Genomic DNA, 14,094 nt, shown 5'->3' with positions numbered 1-14,094 from the left:
GCGATGTCGGTCATTCGGTCGACACCCAACGGCGTTGGGTGTCGACCTGCGGCATTAGGCTGACCGGGTGAGTATCGAGATCGCCAACGAGTCGGGTATCGACGTGCCCGAAGAAGATCTGGTCAGTGTCGCGCGCTTCGTGATCACCCGGATGGATGTGCACCCCGCCGCGGAACTGTCGATGGTGCTTGTCGATCTCGACACCATGGCCGACCTGCACATGCGCTGGATGGACCTACCCGGCCCGACCGACGTCATGTCCTTCCCGATGGACGAACTCGAGCCGGGCGGGCGCCCCGACAGCCCCGAACCCGGCCCGTCCATGCTCGGCGACATCGTGCTGTGCCCCGAGTTCGCCGCGGGCCAGGCCCGCAAGGCAGGCCACTCGCTCGACCACGAGCTCGCGCTGCTCACCGTGCACGGCGTGCTCCACCTGCTCGGCTACGACCATGCCGAGCCGGAGGAGGAGAAGGAAATGTTCGCGCTGCAGGCCCGGCTGCTCGAGGAGTGGTACGAGAGCCTGCGCGAGGCACAGCGGCGGGCCGAGCTCGCCGCCCGAGACGCCAGGTTGCTGGGGAAGGCGGGCTTCACCACACCGGGTGACGCATTAGGACCCGCGTGAATTCGCTGACCCTGATAGTGCTTGCCGTCCTGCTCGTCCCCGTGGGGGGACTGTTCGCGGGCATCGATTCGGCGTTGAACACCATCTCGCAGGCTCGCGTCGACGATCTGGTGCGGGCCGACCGGCCCGGCGCGGTGCGGCTGAGCAAGATCGTCGGCGACCGCGCCCGGTACGTGAATCTCATGGTGCTGCTGCGCATTCTGTGCGAAATCGGCGCCACCGTGCTGCTGGCCGCGGCACTGATCGCGGTGTGGGAAGACGACTGGGCGCTGCTGGTCACCGCCGTCGTCATGGTGCTGGTGTCCTACGTGGTGATCGGGGTCGGCCCGCGTACGCTGGGCCGTCAGCACGCGTATTCGATCGCGCTGGCCGCGGCGCTGCCGTTGCAGTTCATCGGCGCGCTACTCGGCCCGTTGTCCAGGCTGCTCATTCTGCTCGGTAACGCGATCACGCCCGGTAAGGGCTTCCGCAACGGCCCGTTCGCCTCCGAGATCGAGCTGCGCGAAGTGGTCGAGATGGCCAGCGAGCGCGGCGTGGTGGCCGACGAGGAACGCCGAATGATCCAGTCCGTCTTCGAACTCGGCGACACCGCCGCCCGCGCGGTGATGGTGCCGCGCACCGAGATGGTCTGGATCGAAGCGGATAAGACTGCGGCACAGGCGATGTCGCTCGCCGTGCGGTCCGGGCACTCGCGCATTCCGGTGGTCGGCGAGAACGTCGACGACATCCTCGGCGTGGTGTACCTGAAAGACCTTGTGCCGTACGCGGAACGGGGCCGCAAGGTGCTGGTGCGCGAGGTGATGCGCCCGGCCGTGTTCATGCCCGACTCCAAACCCCTCGACAGCCTGCTCGACGAGATGCAGCGCAGGCGCAATCACATGGCGCTGCTCGTCGACGAATACGGCGGCATCGCCGGGCTGGTCACCATCGAGGACGTGCTCGAGGAGATCGTCGGCGAGATCGCCGACGAATACGACACCGACGAGACGCCGCCCATCGAAGACCTCGGCGACGGCCGCTACCGCGTATCCGCGCGACTTCCGGTGGAAGACCTCGGCGACCTGTACGGGCTCGACATCGAGGAGGAGGACGTCGACACGGTCGGCGGCCTGATGGCGCACGAGCTCGGCCGGGTGCCGCTGCCCGGGTCGAAGGTCGCGGTGCACGGGCTGATGCTGCGTGGCGAGGGCGGTGCGGACACGCGCGGACGGGTCCGGGTGCACACCGTGGTGGTGCGCAAGGTGAAGGACGCCGACGGCGAGAAGTCGAACGGCAAACGCAAAGGCAATGGCGCGGATCGGGAGACCCCGGCCGGTCGACACGAGGACGGAGACACCGAATGACCGAATTGGATCCCGAGGACAACAAACTGCTGGTGCTGGCGCGCGGGGCGATGGGCCGGGTCGGCGGCGCGAGCGGCGCGGCGGTGCGCGATACCGACGGCCGTACCTACGCGGCCGGCGAGGTGACCCTGACGGCGCTGCGGCTGACCGCGCTGCAGTCGGCCGTCGCGGCCGCGATCTCCAGTGGCGCAGAGGGATTCGAGGCGGCCGTGGTGGTCGGCGGCCGGTTGTCGGACTTCGGTGTCGCGGCGGTGCGCGAGGTGTCGCCCGCCGCCAAGATCATCTTCACCGATCGGGACGGCGCGGTCTTCGAGATCGTCGACGACTCCCAGCTCGCCGTCGACGCGGCGCAGGCCAGCGAGGTGCGCGGTGGCTGACCGCGAATTCCGTTCCGGCTTCGTCTGTTTCGTCGGCAGGCCGAACACCGGCAAGTCGACGCTGACCAATGCCCTCGTCGGCCAGAAGATCGCGATCACCTCCTCGCGTCCGCAGACCACCAGGCACACCATCCGCGGCATCGTGCACCGCGACCACACCCAGCTCATCCTGGTCGACACCCCCGGCCTGCACCGGCCGCGCACCCTGCTCGGTCAGCGGCTGAACGACCTTGTGCGCGACACGTATTCGGAAGTCGACGTGATCACGCTGTGCATTCCCGCCGACGAGAAGATCGGGCCCGGCGACAAGTGGATCGTGCAGCAGATCAAGCAGATGGCGCCCAAGACCACCTTGCTCGGTGTGGTCACCAAGATTGACAAGGTGAGCCGGGATCAGATCGGCGAGCAGCTGCTCGCGTTGTCGAACCTGCTCGGTCCTGACTGCGACGTGGTGCCGGTGTCCGCGGTCAAGGGTGAGCAGATCGAGGTGCTCATCGATGTCATCGCCTCGAAAATGCCTGAGGGACCGGCGTTTTACCCGGATGGCGAGCTGACCGACGAGCCAGAGGAAACCCTCATGGCCGAGCTCATCCGCGAGGCGGCCCTCGAAGGTGTCCGCGACGAACTCCCGCACTCGCTGGCCGTGGTGATCGAGGAGATCCTGCCGTACGAGCAGAACGAGGAAATGCTCGACGTCCACGCCATCCTCTACGTCGAACGCCCCAGCCAGAAGTCCATCATCATCGGCAAGGGCGGCGCCCGCCTCAAAGAGGTAGGCACCAACGCCCGCCACCAAATCGAACACATCCTCGGCACCCGCATCTACCTGAACCTGCACGTAAAGGTCGCCAAGGATTGGCAGCGAGACCCGAAACAGTTGGGCAAGTTGGGCTTCTAGGAATCCCTGACCGCCCCAGCCCAATCGCCTGACCCCAAGATCCGCACTCCAACTCGGGACCCGCACCGAATCTAGGGCCCTATTCCGAGTGCCGATCCCAAGATAGGGTGCGAATCTTCGTGAACCGGGATCGTCGGCGGGCTGACGAACGGCGGGTGGGGTCGGCAGCGGCTCAGTGGGGTAGCCACCATGGGGTGGGGCGTTCGCGTTGCCAGTGGAGTTCTGACTCTAGTTGCGCGGCAACCGAAATCAGGAGGGGTTCGGTGGAGGCTGTGCCCATGAGTTGGGCGCCGACTGGTAGGCCTGTTTCGGTGAAGCCGGCGGGGACGTTCACGCTGGGCCAGCCGAGGACGTTCCATGGCCAGGTGTAGGGGCAGGCGGCGGTGATGAGGTTGTTGGTGGCGTGGACGCCGATGTTGTCGATGTCTTCGGCGCGTGGGGGAGGGGTTGCGGTGGTGGGGGCGAGGACTAGGTCGTAGTCGTGGAAGAAGTTGCCTATGCGCTTGTGTAGCAAGGGTTCTGCTCTGCGGGCTGCGGATAGGGCCGGGCCGTCGAGGAGTCGGCCGAGGCGAGTGTTGGCGATGGTGCGTGGATCTACTTGGGCGCCAGGGAATTTCTGGTGTGCTGCGCGGATGCCTGCCATCGATCGGGGGAGGAATGATGCGCCGATCATGAGGCCGTAATGCAGATCGGCGATGGTTACGGTGTGGCCTTGCTTGCGCAGGGTGTCGCCGATGCGGCGTACTGCTGCGGCGACTTCGGGGTCGAGTGCCGTCCTTGTCGCGGTGAACGGGGTGTTCAGCGAGAGGGCGATGCGGAGTCGGCCGGGGTCGCGGCCGACGGCTTCGGTGGCGGAAATCGTTGGGGGAGTGTGTAAATCGCCATGGTGCGGTCCGGCGGCGACGTCGAGGAGGAGTGCGGCGTCGGCGACGGTGCGGGCCAGCGGGCCGTTGACGGTGAGTCCGTAGAACGCTTCGGCGTGTGGCCAGGTGGAGATGCGGCCGCGCTGCGGTTTGATGCCGACGAGATTGGTCCACGATGCGGGGATGCGGACGGAGCCTGCGCCGTCGGAACCCAGTGCGGCGGGCACTAATCCGGCCGCGACCGCCGCTGCTGAGCCGCCGGAGGAGCCGCCCGGTGTGTGGTCGGCGGCCCACGGGTTGCGGGTGTATCCGAAGGCGGCCGCGCTCGTGAACGGTAACTGGCCGAGCTCGCAGGTATTGGTCTTGCCGACGATCACCGCGCCTGCCGCGCGCAACCGCCGAACCGATTCGGCGTCTTCGGTTTTCGGCGGGAAGTCGCCGCCGCAGCCGAATGCTGTTGGCTCACCGGCGATATCGGTGTCGTCTTTCACCGCGATCGGTACTCCGAGCAGCGGCAGGCGTTCACCCGCCGCGAGGCGCCGGTCGGCCTCGGCCGCCTCGGCCAGTGCCCGCTCGCGACGCACGATTCGGAACGCGTTGAGCGTCGACTGAGAACCCTCGATGCGATCGAGGGCCGCGCCGACGGCGGCGACGGAGCTGATCGTGCCCTGCGCGATGGCGGCGGCATGGTCGGCCAGCCCGAGGTCGCCGGTCTGCGTCTCGGAGGTTTGCCGAGTTGTGTCCGCCATTGTGAGCTCCGTCTCTTCGTGCTTTCGGAAGACGTTAGCGCGCAACTGGTCAAGCGACTAGTTCGCCTCCCGGGTTCGTGTGATGAACCTGCCGATTGCGCCGGTCAATCATCGAAAGCCATGGACATACATACGGTATGTATGTAAGAGTGGCGATACCGCAACGCACTGGAGGAACGATGGGAATCAGCACCGTACTCGGCCGCACACACGAGATCGACCTGCCCGGCGGCCGCATCCGATACCACGACACAGGCGCGGGCTCGCCGGTCCTTTTCGTGCACGGCCTGCTCGTCAACGCGGACCTGTGGCGCAAGATCGTCCCGGGCATCGCCGCCGCCGGCTACCGCTGCCTGACCCCGGACTGGCCGCTCGGCTCGCACCAGATCCCGGTGCCGGACGCGAGCCTGACCGTGCCCGGCGTCGTCGACCTCATCGCGTCGTTTATCGAACGACTGGACCTGACCGATGTCACCGTGGTCGCCAACGACACCGGCGGCGCCCTCACCCAGGTCTTGCTGACCCGGCATCCGGCCAGGATCGGCCGCGTGGTGCTCGCCGCGGTCGACAGCTACGAGGCCTTCATGCCGCCGCCGTTCAACGTGTTCCCCTTGCTGGCCAAGATCCCGGGCTCGATGCGTCCGGTGACCGAGGTGGCGCGCATCCGTGCGCTGCATTCGACGCCGGTGGTGTTCGGCTCGATCGCCAAGCGTCCGCTGCCGCCGGAGATCGCCGACTCCTACCTGGTGCCCAGCCGCGAGTCCGGCGCCATTCGCAGGAATCTGCGACTGTTCCTGAAAGGCGCGAAGAGCCGCTACACCCTGGAAGCCGCATCGCATTTCGGATCGGTCGAGATCCCGGTGCAGGTGGTGTGGGCCCGCGAGGACAAGATTTTCCCGATGTCCTACGCCGAACGGCTGACCAGGGATCTGCCGCACGCGACGCTGAAGATCATCGACGACTCCTACACATTCATCCCGGAAGACCAGCCCGAGTTGCTCACCGAGTCGATCCTGGAGTTCACTCGGCTGCATGCCACGCCGTAGCCAGGAGGATCGCTCCCGCACCACCAGGGCCGCGCTCGAACAGGCCGGACGTCGGCTGTTCACCGAGCGCGGCTTCGCGGCGACCTCGGCCGAGGAACTCGTCACCGAGGCCGGGGTCACCCGAGGCGCCCTGCATCATCACTATGGCGACAAGCGCGGACTGTTCCTCGCGGTCTTGGAACAGATCGAGGTGGAGACCACCGAGGAGATCGAAAACGCCATCGCCACCGTCGATCCCGACGATGTGATGGCGGGTATGGCGGTCGGCCTCGGTGTCTTTCTGGAGATCTGTCAGCGCCCCGCGATGCTGCGTATCGCCCTCACCGACGCGCCCGCCGTGATGGGCTGGCAGGCCTGGCGCGAATTCGAAAGCAGGCACGCCCTCGGCATGACCATCGCGCAGCTGGAACGCGCGCAGGCCGCCGGCCTGATCGCCGACGGTCCCATTCAGGTGCTTGCGCAACTGATAATCAGCGCCCTCAACGAGGCGGCCCTGATCGTCGCGCACGCCGAGGACCCGGACCGCGCCCGCGCCGAAGCACAGCAGGCGGTATTGCAGCTGATCTCCGGCATCGTAAGGACCTGAATCAGCTCGAGCGCAATAGTCGTGCCAGGTGGTGCGGACACCCAGAATCGGCGAGATGAAGCTCGTAGCGATAGGTGTCGGCCTCGCGGTCGGCTTCGGTCTGGCCGGAACAGCACAGGCGCAGCCGCTCACCCCCGATTACACCCAGGCCCCGAACGGCGTCGGCGTGACCGACGCACTCACGCCCGCCATCTCGCCGATCCAGGTGCCGGCGACGGAGGTGCAGCGCGGTCCCGACGCGACCACCATCGTCGCGCACCCCTACCTCGCGCCGTGGGTGCACAACCTGGTCCCGATCGCGCCGAATACGGCCGTCGAGGTGCAGGGCGCGGCCCGCGTCACCCTGCCCGGTGCGGCCGACGGCCATGCGCTGGTCGTCAATCCGAACGGGCACTGCCTGTTCGACGGTCCCGGCGCCGAGCCGGCCAAGCTCGGTGCGACCGCATTGACCCCCGTGCGAGTCGACACTCCACTTTTCCAACTCGTCATCGAACCAACGCTCTACCGCTGAGCTACTCGACGAATTGCAGCTCCACCTGCGGTAGCTCGACCATGACCCGGGCGCACACGGCCCGATGCCAGGTGGCCGGGTACCGCGTGTCCGGCTCGTGCCTGCAGTAGTCGTCGTTGGTCCGATAGGTGTGCAGGCGCGGCGAGATCTCACCGGCGCCGATGGCGTCGACCATCGCCTCGACCACCTGCTCGGTCTCGTCGGCGATCTCGGCGAGCTCGCGGGCCGCGGTGTCCGGAATCTGGAACGCTCCCCGCTCCCAGCGTTCTACGGTGCGCTCGGCCACGGCGAAGAGCCGGGCGCACCAGGGCACCGGCAATCCGAGTAGTTCGCGAGTGGCCCGGAAGCCTGCGGCCGTTCCGGTACCAAGTAGGTCGTCCAAATCCGAAAGCCCCTCCCCAGCAGTACGGTAGAGAAAGGATAGGTCAGCGCGCCGACCGGCATGGTGGATTCGTCGCCGGAAGTGGCAGTGCGGGTGCCGCGCCTGCCAGGGGCTGTCGGGTCTTCGTGGGAGGATGAGGCGTGCGTTTGTATCGGGATGTGGCGGTGGTGGTACGCCAGCACAAGCTGGGCGAGGCGGACCGCATCGTCACGTTGCTGACGCGCCAGCACGGTTTGGTGCGCGCGGTGGCCAAGGGGGTGCGCCGCACCAAGTCGCGGTTCGGGGCCAGGCTGGAGCCGTTCGCCTACATCGACGTGCAGCTGCATCCCGGGCGCACGCTGGACGTGGTGACCCAGGTGCACACGGTGGAGGCGTTCGCCTCCGACATCATCGACGACTACGGCCGCTACACCACCGCCTGCGCGGTGCTGGAAACCGCCGAACGACTGGCCGGTGAGGAGCGGGCGCCCGCGCCGCGACTGCACGCGCTCACCGCGAGCGCGTTGCGCGCCATCGCCGCCAAACAGCGGCCACACGAACTGATTCTGGACGCATTCCTGTTGCGCGCCATGGGTTTCGCGGGTTGGGCGCCCGCGTTGGACGAATGCGCCAAGTGCGCGACGCCTGGCCCGCATCGGGCGTTCCATGTCGCGGCAGGCGGCGCGGTGTGCGTGCACTGCCGCCCGCCCGGGTCGGCGACACCGGCGCCCGGGGTGCTCGAGCTGCTGGTCGCGCTGCTTCGCGGCGAGTGGGAGTTCGTCGAGACGGTGCCGGAGGGGGTGCGCAGGCAGGCCAGCGGGCTGGTCGCCGCGCATCTGCAATGGCATCTGGAACGACAGCTGCGCACATTGCCGCTGATCGAGCGGTCGAGCCCGGTACGCGCCCCCGCCTGATCCGCGGCGACCGTGGAGACCTTCACAAGGCCTCCACAACCATCAGGCAGGATAGGGGCCGTGATCCTCCGCCGAGACTCCTCCACCGCGACCAAGTCGGGCGCTACCCGCACCGTTCGTCCGCCCTCGCAGCACCCCTCGGGCGCGCGTCCGCCGGAAATCCCGGCCGTGCTGGTACCGAAGCATGTCGCACTGGTGATGGACGGCAACGGCCGCTGGGCACAGGAACGCGGACTGCCGCGCACCGCGGGCCACGAACGCGGCGAGGCCGTGCTGATGGACACCGTCGAGGGCTGCATCGAGATCGGCGTGAAATGGCTCTCGGCCTACGCCTTCTCCACCGAGAACTGGCGGCGCAGCCCCGAGGAGGTGCGCTTCCTGATGGGCTTCAACCGCGACGTGATCCGGCGGCGTCGCGACGAGATGCACGAGATGGGCGTCCGGGTGCGCTGGGCCGGACGGCGACCGCGGTTGTGGCGCAGCGTCATCAACGAACTCGAGGTCGCCGAGGAGCTGACCAAGGACAACACGGTGATGACCCTCACCATGTGCGTCAACTACGGTGGCCGAGCCGAAATCGCCGATGCGGCAAGGGAAATCGCGCGCCGGGTGGCGGCGGGCGAGATCGACCCGGAGAAGGTCACCGAGGCGACGGTCGCGAAATACCTGGACGAGCCGGACATGCCGGACGTCGACCTTTTCCTGCGGCCCTCCGGCGAGTTCCGCAGCTCGAACTTCCTCATCTGGCAGTCCGCCTACGCCGAATTCGTCTACCAGGACACCCTGTTTCCCGATTTCGACCGGCGCAATCTCTGGCAGGCCTGCCTCGAGTACGCTTCGCGTGACCGCCGGTTCGGCGGCACCAAATGAACGGCGGCACGGACATGGAATCAACGGTCAGTCCGGAACACGAACTGCAGGCGCGAGCCGGCGCCTGCCTGTCGATCTACGACATCGACGTGCGGGTCGACCCCGAGGGCTCGATCGGCTTCGAATACGAGGGCTCGCTGTGCTCGTTGCGCGCGGTGCGGCTCGCGCCCGGGCTGGACGTGCTGACGCTGACCTGCGTGCTGGCCTGGGATCGTCCGGTCAAGGCGCAGCTGCACAAGCGGGTCGCCGAGCGGAACAACGAGCTGCAGTTCGGTTCGCTCACCGTGATCGTGCGCGAGAAGCTCGCCGACATCATCCTGCGCTACACCTTCCCGGCCGCCGGGCTCGACGATCAGGCGCTGGCCACCATGCTGGTGCTGGTGCTGTCCGGGGCCGGTCGCGCCCGTCAGGGCCTGCTGCTGCCCTGACATGGCACGGCCATGACAACTGTCATGGCAGACACGTGACATGCGTGCGAGGTATTCGGGGCGCTGATGCGCGACCGTTTACTCATGACATCATCACTGACGACCGCGGCCGACTTCGCCGCGGCTGGCGGTTCGGGGAAACGGGGCTCGGGGGCCCATCGGGCGACACCGGCGATCGAACTGCACGATCTGCGTAAGAGCTTCGCGGTGCCCGGGGGCGGCGCCGTACAGGCCGTCGACGGACTGGACCTGGTCATCGAACCGGGCGAGATCGTCGCGTTCCTCGGCCCCAACGGCGCGGGCAAGACCACCACCCTCGACATGGTGCTCGGCTTGGCGAAGCCGGACTCCGGCACCGTCGAGGTGTTCGGCGGCACGCCGACCGAAGCGCTTGCGGTGGGCCGGATTTCGGCGGTGCTGCAATCCGGCGGCCTGCTGCCCGACCTCACCGTCGGCGAGACCGTGGCGCTGGTCGGCACGCTGTACGCCGACGTGCGTCCGGTCGACGAGGTACTGGCCCGGGCGGGCATCGCCGATATCGCCGGTCGGATGGTCGGCAAATGCTCCGGCGGACAACGTCAGCGGCTGCGGTTCGCGCTCGCGCTGCTGCCCAATCCCGACCTGATCGTGCTCGACGAGCCGACCACCGGCATGGATGTCGAAGGGCGACGGGACTTCTGGAACGCGATGCGGCAGGACTCCGAACGCGGCCGCACCGTCCTGTTCGCCACCCACTACCTGGACGAGGCCGACGCCTACGCCGATCGGATCGTGCTGGTCCGGGCCGGGCGGGTGGTCGCGGACGGCAGTGCCGCCGAGATCAAGAACCTGGCCTCGGGTCGTTCGGTCAGCGCCACCCTGCCCGGTGCCGTGCCCACCGGGCTGATCGCGATGCCCGGCGTCGATGACGTCGAGGTGCGTGGCGACCGAATCGTCGTGCACACCAAGGACTCCGACGCGGTGGCCCGCTACCTGCTCACCGAGACCACCGCGACCGACCTCGAAATCACCTCGCACAACCTCGAATCCGCGTTCCTGGCGCTCACCACCGGAGACAATTGACATGACAACCCTTGCCGCACAGGCCGTTACCCAGCATCGGCCGACCCCGCTCGGTGGTTTCAGCGCCGGATTCCTGCGTTTAGAATTGCGCAGGATGTTGCGCAATCGCCGCACGATGATCTTCACGTTGGTCATTCCGCCGCTGTTCTTCGTCATCTTCGGGCTGCAATCGGATTACCGGACACAGTCTTCCGGCACCGGCAATGTCACCGGCTACATCATGGTTTCGATGGCTGTCTACGGTGCGATGCTGGCGAATACCAGCGGCGGCGCCATGGTGGCGATTGAACGCGCGCAGGGCTGGAGCCGCCAATTGCGGCTCACTCCACTGCATCCGGTGGCTTACATCGCCACCAAGGTCACCGTCGCGATGGTGCTCGGGCTGATCTCGGTCAGCGCGGTCTTCGTGGTCGGCGCGGTACTCGGCGCCCACCTGACGCCCGTCGCCTGGGTGAGCTGCTTCCTGCTCGCCTGGATCACGTCGGCAGTCTTCGCCGCCTTCGGCTTGTTCGTCGGCTACCTGCTGCCATCGGAGAACGTGATGCAGCTGCTCGGGCCGGTCCTCGCGGTGCTGTCGTTCGCGGGTGGGCTGTTCATTCCGCTGCACGGTTGGTTCGGGACGGTGTCGAAGGTGTTCCCGACCAATGGTGTGGCGACGCTGGCACGGATGCCGTTCGGCGACACCAGCGCGGCGTCGATCGCGTTGGCGGTGCTCAACGTGGTCGTGTGGGCCGCGGTGTTCGTCGGGGGCTCGACCATGCTGTTCCGTCGTGACACTTCTCGCTGAGCTATCCGGTGTGCCGCGGTGTGGTCGTCCCCGAGGGGTAGACGGCCACACCGCGGCATTCCTCGTCATCGCAGCAGCGAAGTTCTTCGCTGTCCTGAGCTCGTCTCGGGATCAGGTGCCGATGCTCGACGCGAGATCGCGGCTCGATCCCGGTGTCCGCTGGGATGCCGAGCACGGTTCGGTACCGTCTGTCTTCGTGATCGACCGCGCGCGACCGCTCCCTCGCGACCCGTCGTGTGCCAAAGGTGCGGCATGGGCGTGACGTCGCGGTTCAAGTCGCTGCGCGATGGCGGAGTGCTGGGATTCATCGACCAGATAGTCAGCGACGGCGGTGCGGTGAACAGCCGACGGCGTGGATGGTTCGGCGCGGTGATGTCGTCGCTGTGGATGTCCTACATGATCGCGCCGGTGCTGCAGGCCTGGTCGGACGGTGAGCGGCTGCGGGCGGTACTCGCCGTGGTGACGTTGCTCGGGTACGCGACGTTGATCCTGAGTACCTTCGTCATCTTCCGTCGCCGCACCCCGGCCGACTCGGTGGAGGACCGGCCGGCCGATCCGCGGCTGTGGCCGTTCCTCGCCGGCATGGCCGTGTGCACGACGGCACTGATCGCGTTGCTCGGTCCCGTTGCGTTGCCCACCGCGATCTTCGTCGCGGTGGCCGCGATCTTCCATCTGCCGGGCCGGGAGTCCGGCTACGTGACGTTGCCCGTGGTACTCGTGCTGCTGTTGCTGCCCCTCGCTGTGCCGAGCATGTCCGGGGTGCCGTTCTATCTCGCCATCGTCCCGGTGATCATCTGGGTGGCCAGGCAGTTGGGTCTGCGGGGCGAGCGGCTCGCGGAGCTCGCGCGGCGGCAGCGCGCCGAGCTCGACATCGTGGAGGAACGCAACCGGGTGGCGCGTGACGTGCACGATATCCTCGGTCACTCGCTGACCGTGATCACGGTGAAAACCGAACTCGCGCAACGGCTCATCGATGTCGACCTGACGCGGGCCAGGACCGAGCTCGCCGATATCGAGCGGCTCGCGCGGGAGGCGCTGGCCGGGGTGCGCGACACCGTCGGCGGGTTGCGGGAGGTCACGTTGCGTGGCGAACTCGCCAATGCGCGAACGGCATTGGCGGCCGCGGATATCGCCGCCGAGCTGCCGGAGGTCGAGGACTCGCCGCACAGTGAGTTGTTCGGCTGGGTGCTGCGCGAGGCGATCACCAACGTGATCCGGCACAGCGCCGCCAGGCACTGCACGGTCACGGTGACGCCGTCGAGCATCGAGATCGTCGATGACGGGCGCGGGGTCGGTGCGGCAGCGGCGTCCGGCTCGGGGCTTGCCGGTCTCCGCGCCCGGGTCAAGGCCGCGGGCGGGACCTTGACGTTGTCCGCTCCGGCGGAAGGGGGCGTGCGTGTTCGCGCCTCGGTTCCCGAGTAGGACATTCTCGACCAGAAGTTTTCTTCGAAACAGGAAGTGGGGCAGATGATCCGGCTGTTGCTCGCCGACGACCAGGCGCTGGTGCGCGGCGCGCTCGCCGCGTTGCTCGGACTGGAATCCGACCTGGAGGTGGTCGGTGAGGTGGGCCGCGGGGACGAGGTGGTCGACGCCGTCGCCCGCACGAACCCCGACGTGGTGCTGCTGGACGTGGAAATGCCTGGCCTGGACGGTATTTCGGTCGCCGCACAGCTGCACGCCGCCCATCCCGCTGTCCGCGTCCTGATGGTGACCACTTTCGGCCGACCCGGATACCTTCGCCGCGCCATCGACGCAGGTGCCAGCGGGTTCGTCGTAAAGGACACCCCTGCAAGGGAATTGGCCGACGCCGTCCGCCGGGTCCAGATGGGCCTGCGCGTGGTGGACCCAGCCCTGGCCGCCGAAACGCTCACCGCGGGCACTTCTCCACTGACCGAACGGGAACGCGAGGTCCTGTCGGCCGCCGCCGACGGCGCGACCGCGGGCGCTATTGCCAAACAACTGCACCTCTCCGAAGGCACCGTCCGTAACCATCTTTCGGCTGCCATCGGTAAGACCGGTACCTCTACCCGCGCCGAAGCCGTCCGCGCCGCCGAACGACTCGGCTGGCTCTGACGTTCTGCCGAGCCCGCGCCCACAGGACTTACACAACAGATCCGCAGGGATGTCCCATCCTTCGCTCGTACGGTCGGAGTCTCAGGTCGGGAAATCCAGACATAAGGCGCAGTAATGGCAGAAGCAGAAAGCACCGGGGAACCTCCCTCGGTATCGAATACCACCCCAACAGCGGCCGCCCCCAAGCCGCCATCGCGGCTGGCGACCCGCTGGCGTGGATCACGTCCCTTGCGGATCGCCAGCGCGGTGCTGGTGGCCGTGGTGATCGGCGGCGTCGGATTCGGCGCCGGGCTAGCCGTCGGCGGTGGCGACGGTCATCATCACGGCGGGCACCAGATGGCCGCCGCCCATCGTTCCGGGCATGATGACGGACCGAGGATGCATCGGTCCGAGCGCGGCGACCGGCCAGGTCCCAGGGACCTGCCCGGCGCGCCGGGCGGCAACGCTCCCGGAGCGCCGGCGCAGCCGTCCGGCACGCCGACACCGGCACCGGCGCCGCGCTGATCGGCGGCACCGCCCGCCGCGCCTCGAAGGGGGGCCGCGGTGGCCCATGCGGCGATTCGGTTGGCGGTCGGCACAATCGCCGCCACGGCGGTGCCCGACG

At 67.8% G+C, this 14,094-nt stretch carries 17 protein-coding genes; 15 read left to right on the top strand and 2 right to left on the bottom strand.

Annotated features, from left to right (window positions below):
- The first annotated feature begins 67 nt into the window (after nt 1–67).
- The 4 genes from ybeY to era are packed head-to-tail and all read left to right on the top strand — an operon-like array spanning nt 68 to nt 3,240.
- A complete protein-coding gene (gene ybeY / locus ACFWF1_RS37160; protein WP_014982750.1) occupies nt 68–622 on the top strand; it encodes an rRNA maturation RNase YbeY in 555 nt (184 codons plus the stop codon).
- Entirely contained in the window at nt 619–1,965 is a 1,347-nt protein-coding gene (locus ACFWF1_RS37155; protein WP_379282570.1) for a hemolysin family protein, read from the top strand. Before ybeY ends, ACFWF1_RS37155 begins: the two co-directional genes overlap by 4 nt.
- Nucleotides 1,962–2,342 (top strand): cytidine deaminase, encoded by a 381-nt coding sequence (locus ACFWF1_RS37150; protein ID WP_379282571.1) that lies wholly within the window; start codon nt 1,962–1,964, stop codon nt 2,340–2,342. The genes ACFWF1_RS37155 and ACFWF1_RS37150 overlap by 4 nt, the downstream gene beginning before the upstream one ends.
- On the top strand, nt 2,335–3,240 hold the full coding sequence (gene era, locus ACFWF1_RS37145) for a GTPase Era (RefSeq protein ID WP_379282572.1): 906 nt from the start codon (nt 2,335–2,337) through the stop codon (nt 3,238–3,240). Before ACFWF1_RS37150 ends, era begins: the two co-directional genes overlap by 8 nt.
- A 172-nt stretch (nt 3,241–3,412) precedes the next feature.
- Here the strand turns inward: era and ACFWF1_RS37140 are convergent, their stop codons facing one another.
- Nucleotides 3,413–4,852, bottom strand: coding sequence for an amidase (locus ACFWF1_RS37140; protein ID WP_379282573.1), 1,440 nt, complete (start codon nt 4,850–4,852; stop codon nt 3,413–3,415).
- 179 nt (nt 4,853–5,031) lie between these two features.
- Between ACFWF1_RS37140 and ACFWF1_RS37135 the strand changes: the two genes are divergently transcribed.
- Genes ACFWF1_RS37135 through ACFWF1_RS37125 form a run of 3 tightly spaced genes read left to right on the top strand, consistent with a single transcriptional unit; the run spans nt 5,032 to nt 6,995 of the window.
- Nucleotides 5,032–5,898, top strand: coding sequence for an alpha/beta fold hydrolase (locus ACFWF1_RS37135; RefSeq protein ID WP_379282574.1), 867 nt, complete (start codon nt 5,032–5,034; stop codon nt 5,896–5,898).
- A complete protein-coding gene (locus ACFWF1_RS37130) occupies nt 5,885–6,484 on the top strand; it encodes a TetR/AcrR family transcriptional regulator (RefSeq protein ID WP_379282575.1) in 600 nt (199 codons plus the stop codon). Before ACFWF1_RS37135 ends, ACFWF1_RS37130 begins: the two co-directional genes overlap by 14 nt.
- Before the next feature lie 55 nt (nt 6,485–6,539).
- Nucleotides 6,540–6,995: a hypothetical protein gene (locus ACFWF1_RS37125; protein WP_379282576.1), complete on the top strand. Its 456-nt coding sequence runs from the start codon at nt 6,540–6,542 to the stop codon at nt 6,993–6,995.
- Nucleotide 6,996: 1 nt separating this feature from the next.
- On the opposite strand, the gene ACFWF1_RS37120 is transcribed toward ACFWF1_RS37125, so the two are convergent.
- A complete protein-coding gene (locus tag ACFWF1_RS37120; protein ID WP_159080204.1) occupies nt 6,997–7,377 on the bottom strand; it encodes a DUF1870 family protein in 381 nt (126 codons plus the stop codon).
- 140 nt (nt 7,378–7,517) lie between these two features.
- Between ACFWF1_RS37120 and recO the strand changes: the two genes are divergently transcribed.
- The 8 genes from recO to ACFWF1_RS37080 all read left to right on the top strand — a co-directional run bounded on the left by recO (nt 7,518) and on the right by ACFWF1_RS37080 (nt 13,994).
- Complete coding sequence (recO, locus tag ACFWF1_RS37115) at nt 7,518–8,270, top strand: DNA repair protein RecO (RefSeq protein WP_379282577.1); 753 nt, start codon at nt 7,518–7,520, stop codon at nt 8,268–8,270.
- A gap of 60 nt (nt 8,271–8,330) precedes the next feature.
- Nucleotides 8,331–9,140: an isoprenyl transferase gene (locus ACFWF1_RS37110; protein ID WP_379282579.1), complete on the top strand. Its 810-nt coding sequence runs from the start codon at nt 8,331–8,333 to the stop codon at nt 9,138–9,140.
- 14 nt (nt 9,141–9,154) lie between these two features.
- On the top strand, nt 9,155–9,568 hold the full coding sequence (locus tag ACFWF1_RS37105) for a YbjN domain-containing protein (protein ID WP_379282580.1): 414 nt from the start codon (nt 9,155–9,157) through the stop codon (nt 9,566–9,568).
- 84 nt (nt 9,569–9,652) lie between these two features.
- A complete protein-coding gene (locus tag ACFWF1_RS37100) occupies nt 9,653–10,630 on the top strand; it encodes an ABC transporter ATP-binding protein (RefSeq protein ID WP_379282581.1) in 978 nt (325 codons plus the stop codon).
- Nucleotide 10,631: 1 nt separating this feature from the next.
- Complete coding sequence (locus ACFWF1_RS37095) at nt 10,632–11,417, top strand: ABC transporter permease (protein WP_379282583.1); 786 nt, start codon at nt 10,632–10,634, stop codon at nt 11,415–11,417.
- Between the two features lie 252 nt (nt 11,418–11,669).
- Nucleotides 11,670–12,839: a sensor histidine kinase gene (locus ACFWF1_RS37090; protein WP_379282584.1), complete on the top strand. Its 1,170-nt coding sequence runs from the start codon at nt 11,670–11,672 to the stop codon at nt 12,837–12,839.
- 45 nt (nt 12,840–12,884) lie between these two features.
- Nucleotides 12,885–13,490, top strand: coding sequence for a response regulator (locus ACFWF1_RS37085; RefSeq protein ID WP_379282585.1), 606 nt, complete (start codon nt 12,885–12,887; stop codon nt 13,488–13,490).
- Between the two features lie 114 nt (nt 13,491–13,604).
- On the top strand, nt 13,605–13,994 hold the full coding sequence (locus ACFWF1_RS37080; protein WP_379282586.1) for a hypothetical protein: 390 nt from the start codon (nt 13,605–13,607) through the stop codon (nt 13,992–13,994).
- Nucleotides 13,995–14,094: the final 100 nt, after the last annotated feature.

It is taken from the genome of Nocardia sp. NPDC060255, from assembly GCF_042727395.1.
GTDB lineage: Bacteria > Actinomycetota > Actinomycetes > Mycobacteriales > Mycobacteriaceae > Nocardia.
This window is presented reverse-complemented; position numbering and strand designations above follow the sequence as displayed.